The 18,941-nt window shown below is 60.0% G+C and carries 19 protein-coding genes and 1 tRNA gene; 6 read left to right on the plus strand and 14 right to left on the minus strand.

Translation table 11 applies throughout. The features are described 5' to 3' along the window. Positions 1 to 126: 126 nt before the first annotated feature. Positions 127 to 1,602, plus strand: a complete 1,476-nt coding sequence (locus ACSQ26_RS19240; RefSeq protein WP_436011663.1) for a M10 family metallopeptidase — start codon at positions 127 to 129, stop codon at positions 1,600 to 1,602. 4 nt (positions 1,603 to 1,606) lie between these two features. Here ACSQ26_RS19240 and ACSQ26_RS19245 read toward each other — a convergent pair whose 3' ends face one another. Together ACSQ26_RS19245 and ACSQ26_RS19250 are read right to left on the minus strand one after the other, a co-directional pair. Further along, entirely contained in the window at positions 1,607 to 2,308 is a 702-nt protein-coding gene (locus ACSQ26_RS19245; RefSeq protein ID WP_436011665.1) for a DUF899 family protein, read from the minus strand. A 123-nt stretch (positions 2,309 to 2,431) separates the two neighbouring features. Next, on the minus strand, positions 2,432 to 2,986 hold the full coding sequence (locus ACSQ26_RS19250; RefSeq protein WP_436011667.1) for a TetR/AcrR family transcriptional regulator: 555 nt from the start codon (positions 2,984 to 2,986) through the stop codon (positions 2,432 to 2,434). A 78-nt stretch (positions 2,987 to 3,064) separates the two neighbouring features. Here ACSQ26_RS19250 and ACSQ26_RS19255 point away from each other — a divergent pair, with 78 nt between their 5' ends. Then, the gene (locus ACSQ26_RS19255) at positions 3,065 to 3,973 is read left to right on the plus strand and encodes an SDR family oxidoreductase (RefSeq protein WP_436011669.1); all 909 of its coding nucleotides are present in this window, start codon (positions 3,065 to 3,067) and stop codon (positions 3,971 to 3,973) included. A 192-nt stretch (positions 3,974 to 4,165) separates the two neighbouring features. Here ACSQ26_RS19255 and ACSQ26_RS19260 read toward each other — a convergent pair whose 3' ends face one another. Continuing rightward, positions 4,166 to 5,050, minus strand: a complete 885-nt coding sequence (locus ACSQ26_RS19260; RefSeq protein ID WP_436011671.1) for an NAD(P)/FAD-dependent oxidoreductase — start codon at positions 5,048 to 5,050, stop codon at positions 4,166 to 4,168. A gap of 1 nt (position 5,051) precedes the next feature. Next, on the minus strand, positions 5,052 to 5,507 hold the full coding sequence (locus ACSQ26_RS19265; RefSeq protein ID WP_436011673.1) for an Rrf2 family transcriptional regulator: 456 nt from the start codon (positions 5,505 to 5,507) through the stop codon (positions 5,052 to 5,054). A 198-nt stretch (positions 5,508 to 5,705) separates the two neighbouring features. On the opposite strand from ACSQ26_RS19265, the gene ACSQ26_RS19270 reads away from it, so the two are divergent. Then, the gene (locus ACSQ26_RS19270; RefSeq protein ID WP_436011675.1) at positions 5,706 to 6,185 is read left to right on the plus strand and encodes a VOC family protein; all 480 of its coding nucleotides are present in this window, start codon (positions 5,706 to 5,708) and stop codon (positions 6,183 to 6,185) included. Positions 6,186 to 6,209: 24 nt separating this feature from the next. Here the strand turns inward: ACSQ26_RS19270 and ACSQ26_RS19275 are convergent, their stop codons facing one another. The 6 genes from ACSQ26_RS19275 to aroA form a co-directional block, all read right to left on the minus strand. Continuing rightward, complete coding sequence (locus tag ACSQ26_RS19275; protein ID WP_436011677.1) at positions 6,210 to 6,824, minus strand: hypothetical protein; 615 nt, start codon at positions 6,822 to 6,824, stop codon at positions 6,210 to 6,212. A 195-nt stretch (positions 6,825 to 7,019) separates the two neighbouring features. Further along, a complete protein-coding gene (locus ACSQ26_RS19280) occupies positions 7,020 to 7,625 on the minus strand; it encodes a hypothetical protein (RefSeq protein ID WP_436011679.1) in 606 nt (201 codons plus the stop codon). 97 nt (positions 7,626 to 7,722) lie between these two features. Then, entirely contained in the window at positions 7,723 to 8,178 is a 456-nt protein-coding gene (locus ACSQ26_RS19285) for a GFA family protein (RefSeq protein WP_436011681.1), read from the minus strand. Positions 8,179 to 8,202: 24 nt separating this feature from the next. Further along, entirely contained in the window at positions 8,203 to 8,820 is a 618-nt protein-coding gene (locus tag ACSQ26_RS19290) for a glutathione S-transferase family protein (RefSeq protein WP_436011683.1), read from the minus strand. Positions 8,821 to 8,877: 57 nt separating this feature from the next. Then, a complete protein-coding gene (locus ACSQ26_RS19295; RefSeq protein ID WP_436011685.1) occupies positions 8,878 to 9,681 on the minus strand; it encodes a hypothetical protein in 804 nt (267 codons plus the stop codon). A 32-nt stretch (positions 9,682 to 9,713) separates the two neighbouring features. After that, on the minus strand, positions 9,714 to 11,063 hold the full coding sequence (gene aroA / locus ACSQ26_RS19300; protein ID WP_436011687.1) for a 3-phosphoshikimate 1-carboxyvinyltransferase: 1,350 nt from the start codon (positions 11,061 to 11,063) through the stop codon (positions 9,714 to 9,716). A 234-nt stretch (positions 11,064 to 11,297) separates the two neighbouring features. On the opposite strand from aroA, the gene ACSQ26_RS19305 reads away from it, so the two are divergent. From ACSQ26_RS19305 to ACSQ26_RS19315, 3 genes are all read left to right on the plus strand, one after another. After that, entirely contained in the window at positions 11,298 to 11,690 is a 393-nt protein-coding gene (locus tag ACSQ26_RS19305) for a TIGR02300 family protein (RefSeq protein ID WP_436011689.1), read from the plus strand. A gap of 138 nt (positions 11,691 to 11,828) precedes the next feature. Continuing rightward, positions 11,829 to 11,904: transfer RNA gene (locus tag ACSQ26_RS19310), tRNA-Ala, on the plus strand. A gap of 102 nt (positions 11,905 to 12,006) precedes the next feature. Beyond that, positions 12,007 to 13,797 (plus strand): DUF6538 domain-containing protein, encoded by a 1,791-nt coding sequence (locus tag ACSQ26_RS19315; RefSeq protein WP_436011691.1) that lies wholly within the window; start codon positions 12,007 to 12,009, stop codon positions 13,795 to 13,797. A 451-nt stretch (positions 13,798 to 14,248) separates the two neighbouring features. Here the strand turns inward: ACSQ26_RS19315 and ACSQ26_RS19320 are convergent, their stop codons facing one another. The 4 genes from ACSQ26_RS19320 to ACSQ26_RS19335 form a co-directional block, all read right to left on the minus strand. Next, entirely contained in the window at positions 14,249 to 15,079 is an 831-nt protein-coding gene (locus ACSQ26_RS19320) for a TIM barrel protein (RefSeq protein ID WP_436011693.1), read from the minus strand. Between the two features lie 179 nt (positions 15,080 to 15,258). Then, complete coding sequence (gene purU, locus ACSQ26_RS19325; RefSeq protein ID WP_436011695.1) at positions 15,259 to 16,140, minus strand: formyltetrahydrofolate deformylase; 882 nt, start codon at positions 16,138 to 16,140, stop codon at positions 15,259 to 15,261. A 90-nt stretch (positions 16,141 to 16,230) separates the two neighbouring features. Further along, positions 16,231 to 17,307: an ABC transporter permease gene (locus ACSQ26_RS19330; protein ID WP_436011697.1), complete on the minus strand. Its 1,077-nt coding sequence runs from the start codon at positions 17,305 to 17,307 to the stop codon at positions 16,231 to 16,233. Positions 17,308 to 17,334: 27 nt separating this feature from the next. Continuing rightward, positions 17,335 to 18,882 (minus strand): sugar ABC transporter ATP-binding protein, encoded by a 1,548-nt coding sequence (locus tag ACSQ26_RS19335; protein WP_436011699.1) that lies wholly within the window; start codon positions 18,880 to 18,882, stop codon positions 17,335 to 17,337. Positions 18,883 to 18,941: the final 59 nt, after the last annotated feature.

Consider the following 18,941-nt stretch of genomic DNA (forward strand, 5'->3'; position numbering starts at 1 on the left):
CGACTAAACATGACAATACAAGTCCACTATTGACCTCGGGATCATTCCGGTTAAACAGGAGCCCGAGCGGAACCCAGCGCAGCGATGGCGCCCAGGCAGGCAAACGACACCATCGGAATCTGGATCATGAGCATCTCCAAGGCCTCCGCCGGTCGCGAACGCGACGACTTTTTCTTCAGCATCAATTCCGACTTTGCAGCGCCATCGATGGCGGCGGCGCCTGAGTTCGTTTCCGTGCCGGATGTTGCCGAGACCATGGCGGGCGCGGCCGCCAAGGCCAAGCCGGTCAAGGTCGATCGCACCCCGGATTTTCTGGATGGCGCGGCGGCAGGCGAGAACCCGGTTCCGGACTATGACGCGGACCTCGACACGCTGGCGGCGTATCTCACGGACGGATACTGGGAAGACAACGACGAAGCGCGCCGCAGCTTCGACATCGTGGCCGGCGGCACGATAACCGTCGATATCGCGACGCTGGACAAGGCCGCGCAAGTGCTCGCCCGCAAGGCATTCCAGGCCTGGACCGATGCGACCGGCATCAAGTTCCAGGAGGTCAAGAACGACGCCGACATCGACTTCACGGACAACTATTTCGACACCGCTGCCGCCTTCTCGGACTCCGAGGTCGACGGCTCGACGATCGTCAGGTCCGAAGTCACCGTGTCCCAGAAATGGATCGAAAACTTCGGATCGGGCAAATACGACTATTCCATGCTGACCTATATCCACGAGATCGGCCATGCGATGGGCCTCGGCCACGCCGGCAACTATAACGGCTCCGCCACCTATGATCCTGATGTGCACGCCGACAACGACTCCTGGCAAGCGAGCGTGATGTCGTATTTCGACCAGACTGAGAACCCTGATGTCGATGCGGACAAGGCGCTGCCGATCACGCTGATGATGTCCGATATCCTGGCGATCCGCGAACTCTACGGCATCGTCGATATCCGTGCGGGCGACAACGTCTATTCGGATGAAACGGACTTCAAGGCGGCGTCCTCCCTGGACGGCCGGTACAAGGGGATCACGGCGCGGACGATCGTCGATACATCAGGCACCGATGTGCTGGATTTCAGCTGGTCGAAGAAGGCTGTGACGATCGACCTGCATGAAGAGAGCTTTTCCAACATCAATGGCGTCAAGGGCAATCTGGCGATCGCGCGCGGCACCATCATCGAGGGGGCCGTCGGCGGCACGGGCGACGACACGATCATCGGCAACGACTACGCCAATGCGCTTTATGGCAATAGCGGCGTAGACACCCTGACCGGCAATGGCGGCGAGGATTTTTTCATCTTCGACGCCAAGCCATCCGAAGCCAATGCCGACAACATCACGGATTTCGAGATCGGCGTCGACACGATCGGGTTCAACAACAAGGTGTACAAGACCGTGGGCCGGGATGGCGTACTCGCCGACATCGCCTTTGTGGTCAACACGACAGGCGAAGCCGAAGACCGCAAGGACCGGGTGATCTATGACAGCGCGTCAGGCGAACTCTTCTACGACGCGAACGGCTCAAGGAAGGGCGGCAGCCTGCTGGTTGCCACCCTCGAGGACACGTTGGCGCTCGACGCCTCGCATTTCCTGGTGATCTGAGACTCTAATAGTTCAGCTTCGGATACCACGTCGGCGAGCGGCCCTCCGGCGTGCAGTCGATGATCGTCCAGAGCGGCATCAAATCCGGCGCGCCGCGCGGGTCTTGTCCCGGATCGGCGGTGACGCCGCCCATCTCGCCACTCCAGAAATGGCGGATCGTGCCATCGCGGCGGGTGAAGACATGCAGGCCGGCATCGTCGCCGCCATCCGGGGTGATGGCATGGTAATCATGGCTGAATTCGCCTGATGTGTCGGAATAGAGCGGCAGGTAATGCCAGCCGCGTTCCTTCTTGAACGTCACGAGCTTCTCGATCGGCGAACGCGCGGTGACCGCAAATGCGACGCGCTGTGTGATGTCGGGTACCTCTCCATCCCAGGCCGAGAGTAGTGACGTGCACATCGGGCATGGCCGCTCCCGCTGGGGACCGAACATGTAGGTGTAGACGACCAGAGTGTCCTTGTCGCCGAACAGGTCCTCGAAGCTGGCGGGGCCTTTCTCTCCGATGAATTGGTAGTGCTTCTTGACGCTGCCGCCTGGCGGTAGCGCACGGCGCATCTCGGCGACGCGCTCGATATGGCGGCGCAGTTCGATCTCTTCGGCCAGCAATGCAATGCGGGCGCTGCGGTATTCGTCGCTCTCGTGGGGGAAGGTGACGCCATTCCTGATGGCCAGGTCCATGGCGGGGGCAAGCGTGCGTGTGTCCATAGTCAAATCCTCCTGTGGCACTTATGGTCGAACGCGCGGACATGATTTCGACAGGCAAACGAGGTCTTCATCTCACAGCCCCAACGTTTCAGGGCCCCCGCCGTTCCCTCCTCGGATACCGGCTCAGGCGCCTGTGACGAGGGCCAGGAAGGCGCGCAGCCTCCGCTCGACATAATGCTCCACTTTCTCCCTCGGGTCAAAGCTCCACCACAGGAGCGAGCCCTGCCATTGGTCAAGAATGAGGCTTGCGATCTCGCTGGGATGGCCGGGCAAACGGGTGGCGATGGCCTGAGCGAGAACCGCCTGCCACGCCTTGCCGCGATCGCGAAGCTCAGGGTCGCGGAGGTCTTCGCGCAGCATCAGCAGGCCATCGGCATAGGTCTCGATATCGCCGTAACCATGCGACAGCGCGAGGAGCATTTGGATAACGCCCTCGGCCGATTGCGGCGCGGTCGCGATGGCCTCTTGTGTACTGGCATCAAGCAGATCCCAGGCATGCCGCATCGCCGCCTTGAGCAAAGCGGGCTTGGAGCCGAAACGTTGCACCAGCGTGGCGCCCGAAAGTCCGCAGGCCTTGGCGAGCGAGGCGAAGGTCAGGCCATCCGGGCCGTGCTCGCGAATGACGCCGAGCGCGCTTTCCAACACTTGCCCGTCGGCCAGGATTTTCTGCCGCGGCATTTTTCCTCTTTAAATATAAACGATTGTTCGGTTATATTCGATTTTAGCAGAGTCGAGAACCAAGGCAAGGAGGATCGCATGTCGCTTCATGGAAAAGTCGCGCTTGTCGCTGGCGCCACCCGTGGTGCCGGGCGAGGCATTGCCGTCGAACTGGGTGCCGCCGGCGCCACAGTCTATGTGACCGGCCGGACGACCCGCAGCCAGCAATCCGAATATGAGCGGCCGGAGACGATCGAGGAGACCGCCGAACTGGTGACGGCGGCGGGCGGCACCGGCATCGCGGTGCAGGTCGATCATCTGGTTTCATCAGAGGTGAAGGCGCTGGTCGAACGGATTCGTGGCGAACAAGGGCGGCTCGACATATTGGTCAACGACATCTGGGGCGGCGAAAAGCTGTTCGAATGGGACAAGCCGGTCTGGGATCACGACCTCGACAAGGGCTTGAGAATGCTCAGACTGGCGATCGACACGCATCTGATCACCGCACACCACGCCCTGCCCCTGATGATCGAAAGGCCGGGCGGGCTGCTGGTCGAGGTCACCGACGGCACGGCGGAATACAATGCCACGCACTACCGGCTGTCGCCGTTCTACGATCTCTGCAAGACATCGGTGACGCGGATGGCCTGGGCGCATGCCAAGGATCTCGAAAAGCATGGCGCAACGAGTGTCTCGATCACGCCGGGATGGCTGCGGTCGGAAATGATGCTGGATGCGTTTCAGGTCACCGAGGCGAACTGGCGCGATGCGACGAAATTCCAGCCCCATTTCGTGATTTCCGAGAGCCCGCATTTCGTCGGCCGGGCGGTGGCGGCACTGGCCTCCGATCCGGACCGGGCGCGCTGGAACGGGCAATCGGTTTCAAGCGGCCAGCTTGCCAAGGTCTATCAATTCAACGACCTCGATGGTTCGCGGCCGGATTGCTGGCGGTATATGGTGGAGGTGCAGGAGGCGGGTAAGGCTGCCGATGCGACGGGCTACCGGTGAGGTTGGAGGTGTCTTGAATGCTGCGCATGCAGCAGGCTCCCTCTTCTCCCCAGCGGGGAGAAGTGCCGAGCGCATGCGAGGCGATGAGGGGGTCTTGCTATGCATGGCGCTTCGCGCACCCCCTCATCCGGCGCTGCGCGCCACCTTCTCCCCGCTGGGGAGAAGAGGGAGCAAGGGGTTCGCTCCCCGGGCCTACCCGAACATGAGCTTGCGGTGGGTCGCCGCGCCGGCCATCGCGCCGTCGCCCACGGCGAGCGCGACGTTTCCGGCGGCGCGGGCGGCATCGCCGCAGGCGAAGACGCCGGGGACGGACGTGGCCTGCATTCCATCGGTCTGGATGTAGCGGCCGGTGGGGCCATCGGCGAAATCGCAGCCGAGTTGGCTTGCGATCGGGCTCGACACCTCTGTCGCAGTGGCGGTGAACAGGCCATCGAGCGCGACGCTGCGTCCGTCTTCGAACACGACATCGATCGGGTCGCCTTCGAGCGCGCGGATTTTCCCGCGCTCGACCGTGACACCGCGGGCGGATAGCTGCGCCAACTGGTCGTGTGACGGCTCAAAGGCGCCATTGACGAAGAAGGTGGTCGTGCCCCAGTCGGGCAGCATCAGGGCGTGATGCATCGAGATCTCGGACACGGCCAGCACGCCGATGCGGCCCTGGTTCAACTCGTAGCCGTGGCAATAAGGGCAATGGAAAACCGCCCTGCCCCAGCGCTCGGCGAGACCCGGAATATCCGGCAGGCCGTCCTTGATGCCTGTCGCGAGGACAACCGTGCGCGCTTCATGTCGGGCGCCGGATCTGTCCGCCACGGCGAAGCCATCATCCAGCGGCTCGGCACTTTCCGCGCGCTCGGCAAGCCATGTGACATTGGGATACGCGAGAAGCTGCTTGCGCGCATCCGCGGCGATCGCGGCGGGGTCACGGCCGTCCTGACCCAGAAAGCCATGCGAATGGGCGGCGAACCGATTGCGGCGGATGCCCTCGTCGATGACGAGGATGTTGCGGCGGGCGCGGGCAAGCTGGAGGGCGGCGGACTGGCCGGCATAGCTGCCGCCGACGATGATGGCATCATACATATCAGGCATCCTTATGAGCGTGTGCGGCCCGGTGCTGCCGGGCATGAATACGGAAATCCTCGGCGAGCTCGGCGAGGGTGACATCGGCAAGCCGCGTGACGAGCAGCGCCTCGGCATCGCGGAAAGCCGAGGTCAGCGACCGGTTGACGGCCTGCTCGACGAGACAGGCGGGGTGTTCGAGATTGATGCCGATGGCGAGAAGCGTCGGCGCGCCGAGCGCATCGTAGACATCCTTGAGCGTGACCTGGCTGAGGTCGGCGGCGATCTCCCAGCCGCCGCCATGGCCTTTTTCGGAGCGGACGAAGCCCCGTTCCCTGAGGCCCGCCATGGTGCGGCGGACGACGACCGGATTGGTGCCCATATGGGCGGCGAGTTCGGCCGAGGTCATCGGCTTGTCGCGCTCCGCCATGTGGAGAAGCACGTGGAGGGTGACGGAAAGTCTGCTGTCGGTTTTCATGTAACTTTATATGTTACGTGATGTGCAGCGTTTCAAGGTTGGAGCTGGTTTTCGGGCGTGCATGAGAACGAAGGGCAAGTTTTTACGTTTCGAAACAGGCGATTAATACGAATGAAAAATCTTTCTCACGCGCAGCAATTGACACCATACCTACCAGTCGGTATGGTAACTGCATCATCAAGACCAATGGAGGAAACGATGGTTAGCAAGGTTTCGACAGTTCTGTGGTTCGACAAGGGCGGCGAGGAGGCCGCGAAGTTTTATGTCTCGCTCATCCCCAATTCACGCATCACCAACACTGTCTCGCCGCCGATGGGCGACCAGCAGCGGGACAGTGGCGACGCACTGGTCGTCGAGTTCGAGCTTTTTGGCATGAACTACCAGATCCTCTCTGCCGGACCCCATTTCAAACAGTCGGAAGCCGTCTCGATCATGGTGCAGACGGATGACCAGGCGGAGACCGACCGCCTGTGGAATGCGCTGACTGCCGATGGCGGCGAGGAGAGCCAATGCGGGTGGCTCAAGGACAAGTGGGGCGTTTCCTGGCAGATCACGCCAAAAGCTCTGCTCCGGGCGACCAGCAGCGACGACCGGGCCGCCGCGGGCCGCGCGATGGACGCCATGATGAAGATGAAGAAGATCGACATCGCAGCGATCGAGGCGGCCTTCAAGGGCTGAGCTTTCAGGCTGGGCGCGGGAAGTTTACGCGCCCGCTTTCTCCCGCTTGCGGCGGAACAGTTCGTCGGTCAGCAGATAGATAAGCAACAGGACGAAGGCGAGATAGAACATGCCGTCCAGCGGTCCGGGCTGATGGCTGCCCGCATATTCCATCACCGGCCGGCGCAGGAAGCGTATGGTCACGATGGCGATCTCGCAGCCGATCAGAACCAGGGCTCCATTGACCAGCCACAGCCACAGGGACCCTACGGGATGCATGAGATAGCGCGTCGCGAGCGCGAGCGATTCCGTCAGGGCATAGATCTCGATCTGATGGGCGGCGACCCGCGCCTTCGACAGGATACGGTGCCGGACAATGGCGTAATTTCCGATCAGGACGGCCGGAATCACCATGATGAAGGTGATGAGTGCCGCGAATTCCGGCGTGCGGAAGCCGGCGAGCCACCAATTGCCATTGCAGACGAAGGTGAAGACGATGCTGGCGAACAGCGCCGCCGCAACATATTCCGCCGCATGGGTGATGCGCTGCAGTTCGTTGCGGGAAATGACGTAGGTCGGAGCATCTTCGTTGGCGCGATAAAGAATTGTGCCGTCGGCGTCCGCACGCCAATGGAACCCTGCATCAGGTAGATTTTTCATTAAACCCCCGCATTCGCTTCTTCGCGCCCATATCCGCCCCGAGCCCGACCGGCAGAAAGCTGCCGACAATGGCCTCGTCATGGATTAAACCCTAAGTGGCAGGGCTTAACCAATGTCAAAACGGGTAGCTCAAATTGTCGATAATTATCCGATCGTGCAAAATAGCCGTGGGAAAGCGTTAAGAAAACATTGCGGTCACGGGTGGGGATTGTCATGCGCAAGCGTTTTGCGTCGCGCTTGCTCGCGGCGAAGTGCCCTTAGCAAGACGAGCGACACTGGCAGCATGATTGCGGAAGTGACGATCATATCCTTCCTCACGGGATCGGGGTCGATGCCGAAAAGGCTTCCGACGAGATGGAAAGCTGCGAGTGCTGCGATTACGAATAGACCGAGTATCATCCTTGCCAATCTGCGATCGTCGAACATAGCCATGACGGTGGCATTAAATGACGAAAGGTTCAGTTTTGGCGTCTCGCCGTGATGGAGCGGGGCACGCATAAGTGCGTCCTTGCTCTCTTCCAGCAGTCTGTTTTCGACAACCGCAGCGATAATGACGGCGACCGCCGTTGCCAGAACGGGAATCTCGAGCCCGATGATATTCCTCGTGTACCAGTACCACAGCAGGAAACACGGCACGAGAAGGAGAAAAGTCATGATTATGACCACAAATGTCCCGTTCAGCAGCCGGTCATGTTCAGCTTTGCTGATGACCACGTAGGCGCGGCGCGACCAAATATATTGCGCGACCCTTCCATCGGGCAGGTTGATCGGCGCGAAGAGCGATCGACGTTGGCTGGTCATTGGGAATTCCTACGCATTCTTCACAGCATAGGGTTGCATACTTAAAAGATGATTTCCGCGCTTGTCCAAATTTACTGGTGAACCAGCAAAGGCAACGTTATGCAATCGTCGCCGCATAACCCTTCATCAGGCCCTCATACTCTTCCATCGCGGGATAGGTGGGGAAGCTATGTCGTGCCGATGTGGTGACCCAGGGGAGCTTTTCGCTGGTGAATGTCTCCATATAGGGCGGAAACGACTCCGGTTCGGCGAGCATGGTGGAGCGGACATTGACGAAGAAATCCACGCCTTCCGGCCGGGTGAATATCCAGGTCATGCAATATTCGCAGAAATAGTGCCGGGAGGCGCCATGCAGGCCGCCGATCACCGGCTCGCCCTCGACGATCTCGAAGCCATCGGTGGGTATGGCAGCCGAGAGCGAGAAGGCGCTTGCGCTCATCTTCTGGCAGCCGGTGCAATGGCAGGCCATGGTCAGGAGCGGCGCCCTGGAGATGCGCAAGCGTACGCGGCCGCAACGGCAGCTGCCTTCCTGCGGGAGATTGATCATTGTCATGTGTGCATCCCTGATACTGTGCTCTCAATATTCATCCGCTGTCGCGCGCTTGACCGTATCGCGTTCGGACATGCGGTTGAAATGGGTCGAGATCTTGGGATAGTTGGCGATCTCGACGCCGTCGCCCTTGAGCCAGCGCTCGATCGTGTAGAGATAGGGGTCGGCGACGCTATAGGCATTGCCCATCATCCAGGGGCCCTCGAGGAACTCATCTTCGATCAGTTGCATCGAGGCGGCCATCGTCTCGGGCACCTTCGCCTTCATGTCGTCGAAGGAGGATTGCTCATTGGCCCAGCGCGCGCCGCGCCGGCCATGGGCATGGTTCACATGCACCGAGGAGCAGATGTAGGAATTGAAGCCCTGCATTCTGGCGAGCGCGAAGGGATCGTCCAGCGGCGCCAGCCGCGCATCCGGAAACGTCTGGGCGATATAGAGGAGGATCGCCGGCGTTTCGGTGAGGGTGCCCTGGTCGGTGACCAGTGCCGGCACGCGGCCCTTCGGATTGACCTTCAGGTAATCGGGGCCACGCTGCTCGTTTTTGGAGAAATCGACGCGGGCGACTTCATAATCGGCGCCAGCATCTTCGAGTGCGATTCGGGAAGCGAGCGCGCAGGTGCCCGGTGTGAAGAACAGTTTCAGCATGGGATATCCTCGATTTGACGAGGAGGTTTTAGCTGAGAGATCGCGGCATGTCAGCCTTCAGCGTAGCTGAATGTGGATATGGTCGTCGTGGCGGGCGGCACGGCAGCCCTGGAAGCGGATGGTGTCGTTGGAAATGCCGAGCCGCGCGGGGATATGCGGTTCGAGGAAGACTTTCTCGATGCCGTGGTTGCGGCCCTCGTTGGACAGCCAGCGCAGGGCTTCCTTCATGCGCTCAGGTTCGATATCCCAATCCGGAAACAGTGGCTGCAGCCAGGCCAAGTCCCAGCGGAGCGTCAGGAAGCGCCTGCGGTCCGCACAGGGCTGGGGCGAATTGGCCAGCAGCTGCTGGAAGGCAAAGTAGCCCAGAGGCGACCGCGTCTCGCCATTGCGGAAATTGCCGCCATCATCGCGATAATAGAGCGCCAGATCGAGCTTCCGGCCGTCGTCATGCGACAGATGCGGCAGGAGCGGGAAGCCGCTGACGAAGGGAAAGTTCGCATCGAGCGCCAGCGTCGTCGTGCCGGGAAAAGACGATGCCATATGGTCGGCAAAGGCTTCGGCGGCTTCCTTCAGTTCCGGTGTCACGTAGTTGCGGTTGAGTGCGCAATAGAATGAGGTGCGGACCGTGAGGCTTGCAGAGGTAAAGCACGGCAGCGGCATCCGCCCGAACAGCGGTGCGACCTGATGCGTGACGAGCGTCGCGGCTGCGTAGACGCAGACAAACAATGCCAGAAAGACCAGGCGGCCCGACCACGGCAGAAACCGGCGGAGCGCCAGCGCCAGCAGCCATGCCAGCCCGCCGATCTGGGTAAGCAGTGTCAGCAACAGGACAGCGAAGCCATGCCGGAGGATGCGAAGCACGGTCAGCCCTCCCATGCTCCGCGTTTGATGACTCAGCTCTCGATCCTCGCGCCCAGGCCGGCCATCAGGTCCATGAATTCCGGAAAGCTGGTGACGATCATGCGGCTGTCATCGACTGTCACCGGATGCTGCGACGCCAGGCCCATGACCAGGAAGCTCATCGCAATGCGGTGGTCGAGATGGGTCTTCACCGCCCCTCCCTTGGCGTTGCCCAGGCCCTTGCCGCCGGGCACGCCGCGCACGGTGAGCGAGGTCTCGCCCTCGGTGCAATCGACGCCGTTGAGTTCAAGGCCACGGGCAACGGCGGCGAGACGGTCGGATTCCTTGACGCGGAGTTCTTCGAGGCCGGTCATGATGGTCGTCCCCTCGGCGAAGGAGGCGGCCACCGAGAGGACCGGATATTCGTCGATCATCGACGGCGCGCGTCCGGGCGGGACAGAGACACCCTTGAGCTCGGAATGGCGGACGCGGAGATCGGCGACATCTTCGCCGCCGGCATTGCGCGCGTTCATCACCTCGATATCGGCACCCATTTCCTGCAGCGTCAGGATCAGGCCGGTGCGGGTGGGGTTCATCAGCACGTTCATGATCGTTACGTCGGAGCCCGGCACAAGCAGAGCCGCGACCAGCGGAAACGCAGTGGATGACGGATCGCCCGGCACATCGATCACCTGGCCGGTGAGTTTTCCACGGCCTTCGAGCCGGATGGTGCGGACGCCTTCGCTATCGGTCTCGACCGAGAGATCGGCGCCAAAACCCTGCAGCATCTTTTCGGTGTGATCGCGGGTCATGACGGGCTCGATCACGGTGGTGATGCCCGGCGTATTGAGGCCGGCGAGCAGCACGGCCGACTTGACCTGGGCCGAGGCCATCGGCACGCGGTAGGTGATCGGGTTCGGCATCTTCGGGCCATGCAGGGTTGCCGGCAGCTTGTCGCCGGCCATGGCGGTGACCTGCACGCCCATCTCACGCAACGGGTTCAGCACCCGGCCCATGGGGCGCGAGGAGAGCGAGGCATCGCCGATGAAAATGGAATCGAAATCGTAGACGCCGACCAGGCCCATGGTCAGGCGGCAGCCGGTGCCGGCATTGCCGAAATCGAGCGGCGCTTCGGGGGCCAGCAGCGCGCCGTTGCCGGTGCCGTGGATGATCCAGGTGTCGCCCTGCTTGTCGATCCTGGCGCCCATGGCCTTCATCGCCTTGCCGGTATTGATCACGTCCTCGCCTTCGAGCAGGCCGGTGATGCGGGTCTCGCCCGCGGCCAGGCCGCCGAACATGAAGGAGCGATGCGAGATCGACTTGTCGCCCGGGATACGCACGGTCCCCCTGAGATTTTCGGATTTCCTTGCGGTTGCCGGTGCCGGCGTCCCTGAATGCGACATGGAATAGGCCCTTCGAATGCTTGATAACGTGCGGGGATCAGCCCTCCCCGCGCCTGCTGGGCGCTCGTTAACACAAAGCTTTTTGCCGGTCATCATGGATGTTGAATATTGTGGGCCACTTAGGCTTTGACACTGGCCCGCAACATCGCTAATGGGCTCAACACTCATTTTTCAACTAAGGCCGGTATTCCGGCCCGCCGTCCATTGCGGCACAGACGATCAAGAGGTCCTGACGTGTCTAAGGCAGAACTTGGTACCAAGCGTATCGATCCGGAAACGGGCAAGAAATTCTACGACCTGAACAAGGATCCGGTCGTGTCGCCCTATACGGGCAAGAGCTATCCGCTTTCCTTCTTCGCGGAAACCTCCATCGCAGCCGTGATGGAAAAGGCCGCCGAGGAAGAGGAAGTCGCCGAAGTCGATACCGAGACCACGGAAGTCGAAATCGTCTCGCTGGAGGATGCCGACGAAGAGGCAGCCGGCGGCGAAGAGATTCCCGATCTCGGCGATGACGAAGTCGATATCGACGACGATGACGACGACACCTTCCTCGCGCAGGACGAAGACGAGGACGACGACGACATCGACGGCCTGATCGGCGTGCCGGGCGACGACGAAGAAGTTTGATTTCAGGCCGCGCGGCGGGAAATTTTTCTCAACCCTGCGCCATTTTCCTGCTTGCCATTCCCGGAAAGCAGAAGTATGAACCCGCCACCGAGGCCGAACCGGCCTTGGTGATACCACCTTCCCCCAACGGGGCCGGATGGGGCTATAGCTCAGCTGGGAGAGCGCTTGCATGGCATGCAAGAGGTCAGCGGTTCGATCCCGCTTAGCTCCACCAAATTCCATTTAAGCCATTGAAAACTCTGAACACCCTGCAATACAGGGGTTTGCGCGTCTTGGCTGCTACAGTTCTTGCTACAGAATTGGAGCGAATGATACTATGGGTAAAATGGATGCAGGATTCTTCAAAAGAGGCAAAAACTATCAGATTCGCCGGGTCGTTCCCGGCGATCTTCAGCAGTTTTTGAACCGCAAAGAGATACTTAAGTCTCTTCGAACAGGTGATGAGGCGGAAGCCATTCGCCGATATCGATCCGAAGCGACGAAGATTGACGACTATTTCGAACAGCAGCGGCAGCTCATGGAAATTGGCACGCCGTCGGCCGTCGCCGACGATGTTGAGCAGTCTTCGACGGCAAGGACAGCCGAACGAATACGCGCACAGATCATTGAAGACGATCTCCGTATGCGAGAGCGCTTGTTTATCGAAGCGGAACAGAACCCCGAAAAATTCTGGTCTGGAAAGCTGATTGAAATCCCTGAGACAGACTACGCGCGTCACCTCCTGCACAATGGTGATCTCGTTCCATTTCTCAGCTACTGCATTCGCCAGCAGCGCAAGATTGAGCTGGAGGCAGCGGGCGTTGCTCTTGCACGGGGCGACATTCGCGAATTCATATCGGCCGCAGGAGGAGACAGACTACAAGCCCGCAATCTTCTGCTGGCGAAGCAAGCCGCGCTCAGGGAAGTCGTCAGTCACAGCCAGGAGCCAGCGTCGCGAGAAACCGCCGGTGAATCGACCGGAGTGCCAGTGACCGCTACATCCCCTTCCTCATCTGGACCGAAGATGTCCGAAGTTGTGCAAGAGTGGTTTACGAAGAAACTGCGCGTGAATGAATGGACGACAAATACGCGCGACGAGCACGACGCTGCACTGACCGCATTCACAGAAATCTGCGGAGACAAGCCTATCGGCGCCTACGACAAAGCGGATGGACGAAAGTTTAAGTCTGTCTTGCTTCGCTTGCCCGCCAACGTCCACAAGAAGGCGCAGTACAAAAATCTCACCCTCACCGAGGCAGCAGAGCTGGCCGGGAACCTCAAGAAAGCAGACCTCTTGTCTCCTGTCACAATCAATAAACTGATCAGAAAGGTATCCGCGTTCTTTTCTCACTGCATGTCGTCCTATGACGAGTGCACTAGCAACCCGATGGCAGGACAAACCGATCGGGCAAAGCAGGGCCAGGCGGATGACCGCAATCCATTCAGCATCGAGCAGCTTCAGACCATCGTCTCGTCACCACTATATGTAGGTTGCAAATCGGAAGCACGATGGAGCGAGCCTGGTCCCGTGACGCTTGAACACACCGCAAAATTCTGGGTATTCTTGATCGGGATTTTTAGCGGTGCACGCCTTGGAGAGATCATTCAGCTACACGTGGATGACATAAAGGTTGAGAACGAAATCCCTTACTTCGATTTTTCGGAGACAGATCCAGGCCACCCCTATCCAAAATCGCTCAAGACCAGCGCGAGTTGGCGTCGAACCCCTATTCATCCCCAGTTGCTAAAACTTGGCTTTCTGAGTTTCGTGAAGGGTCAGCGAGAAAAAGGAACAGTTCGGTTGTTTCCAGATGCGATAACCGAGGGTTCAACCAAGCCGTCCAATAAGATGTCCAGGCTCTATGCTGGCCTGCTCGACAAGCTTGGCATCACTGGGAACAAGGAGGTCTTTCACTCGACGCGACATAATTTCAAAGATGCGTGCCGACTGGCTCAGATTCCGGATGACGTGAGCAAGGCACTCATGGGTCACGAGCAGGAAGGCATGTCAGCGAGGTATGGCACAGGTGGCTCGGGATTTGGACTTCAGAATCTCGCGAACTCAATTGGTTTGGTTCAATACTCGAAGTTGTCCCTTACTCACATCAAGTGTCCTAACTCAATATGAAGCGATAGCGAGAGAGCCATAGCGTGAACTTGCGACGCCTCCGGCTATTTGCGCTGATAGGTCCGCCCTATGCCGGGTTTTCCTCCAGCAAGGGACACCAGCGTCGGGTTAGATGAATGACCGCTTTGGGGCCGTTTCCCGCTGGTCCGCTTCTGGCGTCCCATCGTCGAAAGCGGACACGTTCTCCATCGTTACCAGGAAGCCGTATTCGACCCGGCTAGGCTCGCGCACAACAACCGATAAGGTTCGAAGAGGTAGCATCACGAACGCAGGTAGAATTCATGCGCAACATCTGGCTCTCAAACCAATTTCAAGTCCTGCGACGACATCGCCGATTATTGCTGCCGCGCCTCGCGAGAGCTCCAAATCAAGCCGTGGAAAATCATCTTCATCGTTCAGCGGCGATGGGCGCATCGTTTCTGGTCGATGACAGTTGGTATCAGCCTGTCATTCAAGTGGCCGTTTCGAGGAACTTCATGCTCGATTGGAGGCTCGCCTCAATATTCGGATCGGCATGCACGGACGCAGCGAAAGGCTCATAGGAATAGGCACCCATGTAGCCCATAGCGTTTAGGGCCCTGATCTGTTCGACGTTCCGCAGGCGATCGGCCTCATTGACCAAGATGCGATGATTATCCTGCATTTGCTCGGGTCTCAACGAGGGATCGACGACACCCGAGATGTGGACGATGCCAGTCCATTCGGGGAAGAATTCAGTTTCGCCTGCGATGTGGTGGTGGAAGGTGTCATGCACAAGGCGGAACCGGTCCTTGCCCCTGACAGCTTCGATCGCGTCGATGGCCTCGCGTTTGCGCCGAAGCGACGATGTCGTGAATCCCAAAGGCTCCACGAGCGCGATGAGGTCCGCCTCGTCGAGCATCGGCAGGATGATGGCGAGTGCGCCACGGAGATCAGAGAGGCGCTTCTCGTCCGATTCCACAGCCCCATCATTGCTCGGGATGAGACTGATCGACTCGGCCCCGGCGTCCTTGGCCTGGGCGATCAGCAGCTCGACTTTGTCCTTTATCGTGCCCGACCAGCGATTAAAGCCGTAGACCTCCGAGAGACCCAGGAGCCGAACGCCTTTACCGCGGGCGTATTCACCGATCGCCGAAGGCGTCTCGCCATCGAAGAATTCGCGTGTGGTAAGGCCTTTGCTGGCCAGGTCGTTTCGAAGTTCGACACCGATGCAACCGAGCCTGGCCGCCAGATCGATCAGCTCGCGGCTGGTCATTCGCGGCGTCGTCATGTGGTTCAGTGCGAAATTTATCGTGCCACTCAAGTCAGTTCTCCTTCAATTCATAGCAGCCCGGTGCGGGTGGGGGATCACTGCAATGACAATGACCAGGTGTGTGTTGTCCATTGCGCGTCGATCATCAATTCCGTCCCCGACTGCGCGTGTGGCCTTCATCGGGATGAAGTCGGATCCAGCCGTGACATCCCCTCGCGCTGACCTATTCATTATCCCATGCGCTCGGAGGCGTAGGAGCCGGGACTGGCCGGGAACACGACCGTCTTGTTGCCGTTCATGAACACCCGGTGATGGATGTGGGCATGCACTGCACGCGCCAGCACCTGGCTCTCGACATCGCGGCCGATGGAGACATAGTCCGACGCGCTCTGCGCGTGGGTGATGCGCGCGACGTCCTGCTCGACGATCGGACCTTCGTCGAGATCCTCGGTGACATAATGCGCGGTGGCACCGATCAGCTTCACGCCGCGCTCATAGGCCTGCTTGTAGGGATTGGCACCCTTGAACGACGGCAGGAAGGAGTGGTGGATGTTGATGATGCGGCCCGACATCTTCTTGCAGACGGCATCCGACAGAACCTGCATGTAGCGGGCGAGCACGATCAGTTCGGCGCCCGAAGATGTCACGACATCCATCAGGCGCGCTTCCGCCTCCGGCTTGTTGGCCTTGGTCACGTTGATATGATGGAATGGGATATCGTGATTGACGATGACCTTCTGGTAATCGAAGTGGTTGGACACGACGCCGACGATATCGATCGGCAGCGCACCGATCTTCCAGCGGTAGAGAAGATCGTTGAGGCAGTGCCCGAAGCGCGACACCATCAGCATGACCTTCATCTTGTGATCGCTGTCATGGAATTCGCTTGTCATGCCGAACTTCGCCTTGACCGGCTCAAAACCCTTGGCGATGTCTTCGATCGTGGCGCCTTCCTGGCTGGTGAAGGTGATGCGCATGAAGAACAGGCCCGTCTCCAGGTCGTCGAACTGCGAACTGTCGATAATGTAACAGCCCTTGTCGGCGAGGAAACCCGAGATCGCCGCGACGATGCCGCGCGTGGATGTGCAGGTGACGGTCAATACGAACTTCATAGATAGTCTTCCAAAGCAGGGGAGCGCATGACTGTCAAAGAGGCGGCGCAGTGCCGAAGCACCGCGCCGCCAGGAGCGCCGGGAGGAGGATCAGGCGCGGGATTTTCGTTTCTGGCGCTGCACGTCGATGATGACGGCGGTGACGATGATCATGCCCTTGACGATTTCCTGGTAGTAGGCGCCGACCTTGAGGAAGGTGAAGCCGGAGGTGACGACGCCGAGGATGATAGTGCCGATGACGGTGCCGGTGATGCGACCGACGCCGCCGGCGAGCGATGTGCCGCCGATGACGGTTGCGGCGATGGCGTCGAGTTCGAACGCGACGCCCATATTTGGTTGGCCGGATTGTGCACGGGCGGCAAGCATGACGCCGGCGAGGCCGGAGAGCATGCCCGCGACGGCATAGACCTTGATCAGGTGCTTGCCGATATCGATACCCGAGACACGTGCGGCAAGCGGATTGGCGCCGATGGCGTAGGTGAACTTGCCGTAGCGCGTGTAGGACAGAGCGACATGGCAGATGATCGCGACGATGAAGAAGATGATCACCGTACGCGGCACCGGGAAGCCCCAGAGGTCAAAGCTCTGGCCGAGCCAGGCAAAATCCTGGCTGAGCAGGGCGACCGGCTGGCCCTCCGTGTACCATTTGGCGAGACCACGAACCGAGACCATCATGCCCAGCGTCGCGATGAAGGGCGGGATGCCTGATTTGGCAATGATGAAGCCATTGACGAAGCCGAGCAGCAAGCCCAGCAAGAGCCCCGCCGCAATCGCCCAGAGCGGGCTTGAATCGATGAACCACGAGAAGCCGAATTGCGACCATTCCGGCTGCAGGAACACGGCGCGCGAATTGATCGCCGTCTGGGCGAAACTCGCCGCGACCATGGCGATAAGGCCAACCATCGAACCGGATGACAGATCGACACCGCCGGTGATAATGACCTGCGTCACACCGACCGCGATGATGCCGATAACAGCCACTTGGAGCACGATGATCGAGAGCCGCTGCTTGTTGGCCAGGAAGCTCTCGCCGACCACATACCAGCCGAGAATCTCGAAGACGATCGCAATGCCGATCAACACACCGAGAATGGACACTTCCGCCGGCAGCCTGCGGACCTTCTTCAGACCGGTCGTGGATGTGCTGCCGAGTTCGTTTGCCGACATGTCTTGTTTCTCCCCCGTTGGCCGCATTCAATGCGAGGCCAGTTCCATGATCTTGACCTGGTCCGCATCCTTGCGATCCAGGATGCCCGTCATTCGTCCCTCGTGCAGCACCATGATCCGGTCGCTCATGCCCAGCACCTCGGGCATCTCGGACGAGATCATGATTACCGCGACGCCCTGCCCCGCCAGCTGCGAGATCAGCCTGTGAATCTCGGCCTTGGCGCCGACATCGATGCCGCGCGTCGGCTCGTCGAGGATCAGGATCTTCGGTTCGGTCAGCAGCCAGCGGGCGATCAGCACTTTCTGCTGGTTGCCGCCCGAAAGATTGATGATCGGCTCATGCATGTCGGGCGTGCGAACACGCAGCTTGTTGGACATCGCCGCCGCGTCCTTGGCGAGTTTGTTCTGCTGAACGAAGCCGAACTTGGAATAACGGTTTTGCAGCACCGCCATCTGCGCATTGTCCTGAATGTCGAGCAGCAGGAAGCAGCCGGTTTCCTTGCGGTCTTCCGTCAGGAAGGCCATACCGTGGCGCATGGCGACCGCCGGCGAAGCGATCGTCACTTCCTTGCCGTTGATATGGATGGTCCCCGAGCTTGCCGGGGTGACGCCGAAGATCGTTTCGGCGACATTCGAGCGGCCGGAACCGACAAGCCCGGCCAGCCCGAGAATTTCACCGGCTCTCAGATCGAAGGAAATGTCGTGGAACACGCCTTTCAGCGTCAACCCTTTGACCGACAGCACGACATCGCCGATCGGCACCGTCTCCTTCGGGAACATCTGGGTGATCTCGCGGCCAACCATCATGCGGATGATGTCGTCGCGGGTCACCTCGCCCGCAGCCTTGGTGGCGATATAATGGCCATCGCGAAACACCGATACTTCGTCGGCGATCTCGAAGAGCTCGTTCATCTTGTGGGTGATATAGATGATGCCCTTGCCCTCGGCCTTCAGTGAACGGATGATTTTGAAGAGGTGCGTGACCTCCTTGTCGGTGAGCGCGGATGTCGGCTCGTCCATGATCAGGACGTCGGAATTGAACGATACCGCCTTGGCGATCTCGACCATCTGGCGGCTCGCAACGGAGAGCTTGCCGATCTTGATCTCGGGATCGATGTCGATATCGAGGCGGCGGAACAGCTCTTCGGTCATATGGCGCATCTTGCCGTGATCGATGAGGCCAAAACGGTTTTTCGGCTCGCGGCGGATCCAGATATTCTCCGCCACGGTCATCGGCCCCATCAGGTTGAGTTCCTGGTGGATCATCGCAATGCCGTTTTCCAGCGCGTCGAGCGGGCTCTTGAGGCGGATGACTTGGCCGCGCAGCTTGAACGTACCGCTATCGGGCGTGTAGATGCCGGCGAGGATTTTCATCAGCGTCGATTTGCCAGCGCCGTTCTCACCCATCAGCGCATGGACGGTGCCGCGCTTCAGCGTCAGCCGGACATTATCCAGCGCGACGACGCCGGGGAATTCCTTACGAACATCCTCGACTTCAAGCAGGAATTCGGAGCCGGGCACGGCACCGCTTTCGCGCACGGCCTTCATGGTCGTGGGGCTGACGACAGGGGTCATCGCGCATCTCCTCGCGCATTCAACAGGTCGGGATGACAGCCGGACATCCGCCGCACTGA

The sequence above is a fragment of the Rhizobium sp. LjRoot254 genome (assembly GCF_964254105.1).
Taxonomy (GTDB): Bacteria; Pseudomonadota; Alphaproteobacteria; order Rhizobiales; family Rhizobiaceae; genus Rhizobium_E.

Excerpts from the sequence above, each read along its gene's own strand:
- ACSQ26_RS19240 (WP_436011663.1), top strand. The coding sequence starts at position 127 with ATGAGCATCTCCAAGGCCTCCGCCGGTCGCGAACGCGACGACTTTTTC.
- ACSQ26_RS19245 (WP_436011665.1), bottom strand. The coding sequence starts at position 2,308 with ATGGACACACGCACGCTTGCCCCCGCCATGGACCTGGCCATCAGGAAT.
- ACSQ26_RS19250 (WP_436011667.1), bottom strand. The coding sequence starts at position 2,986 with ATGCCGCGGCAGAAAATCCTGGCCGACGGGCAAGTGTTGGAAAGCGCG.
- ACSQ26_RS19255 (WP_436011669.1), top strand. The coding sequence starts at position 3,065 with ATGTCGCTTCATGGAAAAGTCGCGCTTGTCGCTGGCGCCACCCGTGGT.
- ACSQ26_RS19260 (WP_436011671.1), bottom strand. The coding sequence starts at position 5,050 with ATGTATGATGCCATCATCGTCGGCGGCAGCTATGCCGGCCAGTCCGCC.
- ACSQ26_RS19265 (WP_436011673.1), bottom strand. The coding sequence starts at position 5,507 with ATGAAAACCGACAGCAGACTTTCCGTCACCCTCCACGTGCTTCTCCAC.
- ACSQ26_RS19270 (WP_436011675.1), top strand. The coding sequence starts at position 5,706 with ATGGTTAGCAAGGTTTCGACAGTTCTGTGGTTCGACAAGGGCGGCGAG.
- ACSQ26_RS19275 (WP_436011677.1), bottom strand. The coding sequence starts at position 6,824 with ATGAAAAATCTACCTGATGCAGGGTTCCATTGGCGTGCGGACGCCGAC.
- ACSQ26_RS19280 (WP_436011679.1), bottom strand. The coding sequence starts at position 7,625 with ATGACCAGCCAACGTCGATCGCTCTTCGCGCCGATCAACCTGCCCGAT.
- ACSQ26_RS19285 (WP_436011681.1), bottom strand. The coding sequence starts at position 8,178 with ATGACAATGATCAATCTCCCGCAGGAAGGCAGCTGCCGTTGCGGCCGC.
- ACSQ26_RS19290 (WP_436011683.1), bottom strand. The coding sequence starts at position 8,820 with ATGCTGAAACTGTTCTTCACACCGGGCACCTGCGCGCTCGCTTCCCGA.
- aroA (WP_436011687.1), bottom strand. The coding sequence starts at position 11,063 with ATGTCGCATTCAGGGACGCCGGCACCGGCAACCGCAAGGAAATCCGAA.
- ACSQ26_RS19315 (WP_436011691.1), top strand. The coding sequence starts at position 12,007 with ATGGGTAAAATGGATGCAGGATTCTTCAAAAGAGGCAAAAACTATCAG.
- purU (WP_436011695.1), bottom strand. The coding sequence starts at position 16,140 with ATGAAGTTCGTATTGACCGTCACCTGCACATCCACGCGCGGCATCGTC.
- ACSQ26_RS19330 (WP_436011697.1), bottom strand. The coding sequence starts at position 17,307 with ATGTCGGCAAACGAACTCGGCAGCACATCCACGACCGGTCTGAAGAAG.
- ACSQ26_RS19335 (WP_436011699.1), bottom strand. The coding sequence starts at position 18,882 with ATGACCCCTGTCGTCAGCCCCACGACCATGAAGGCCGTGCGCGAAAGC.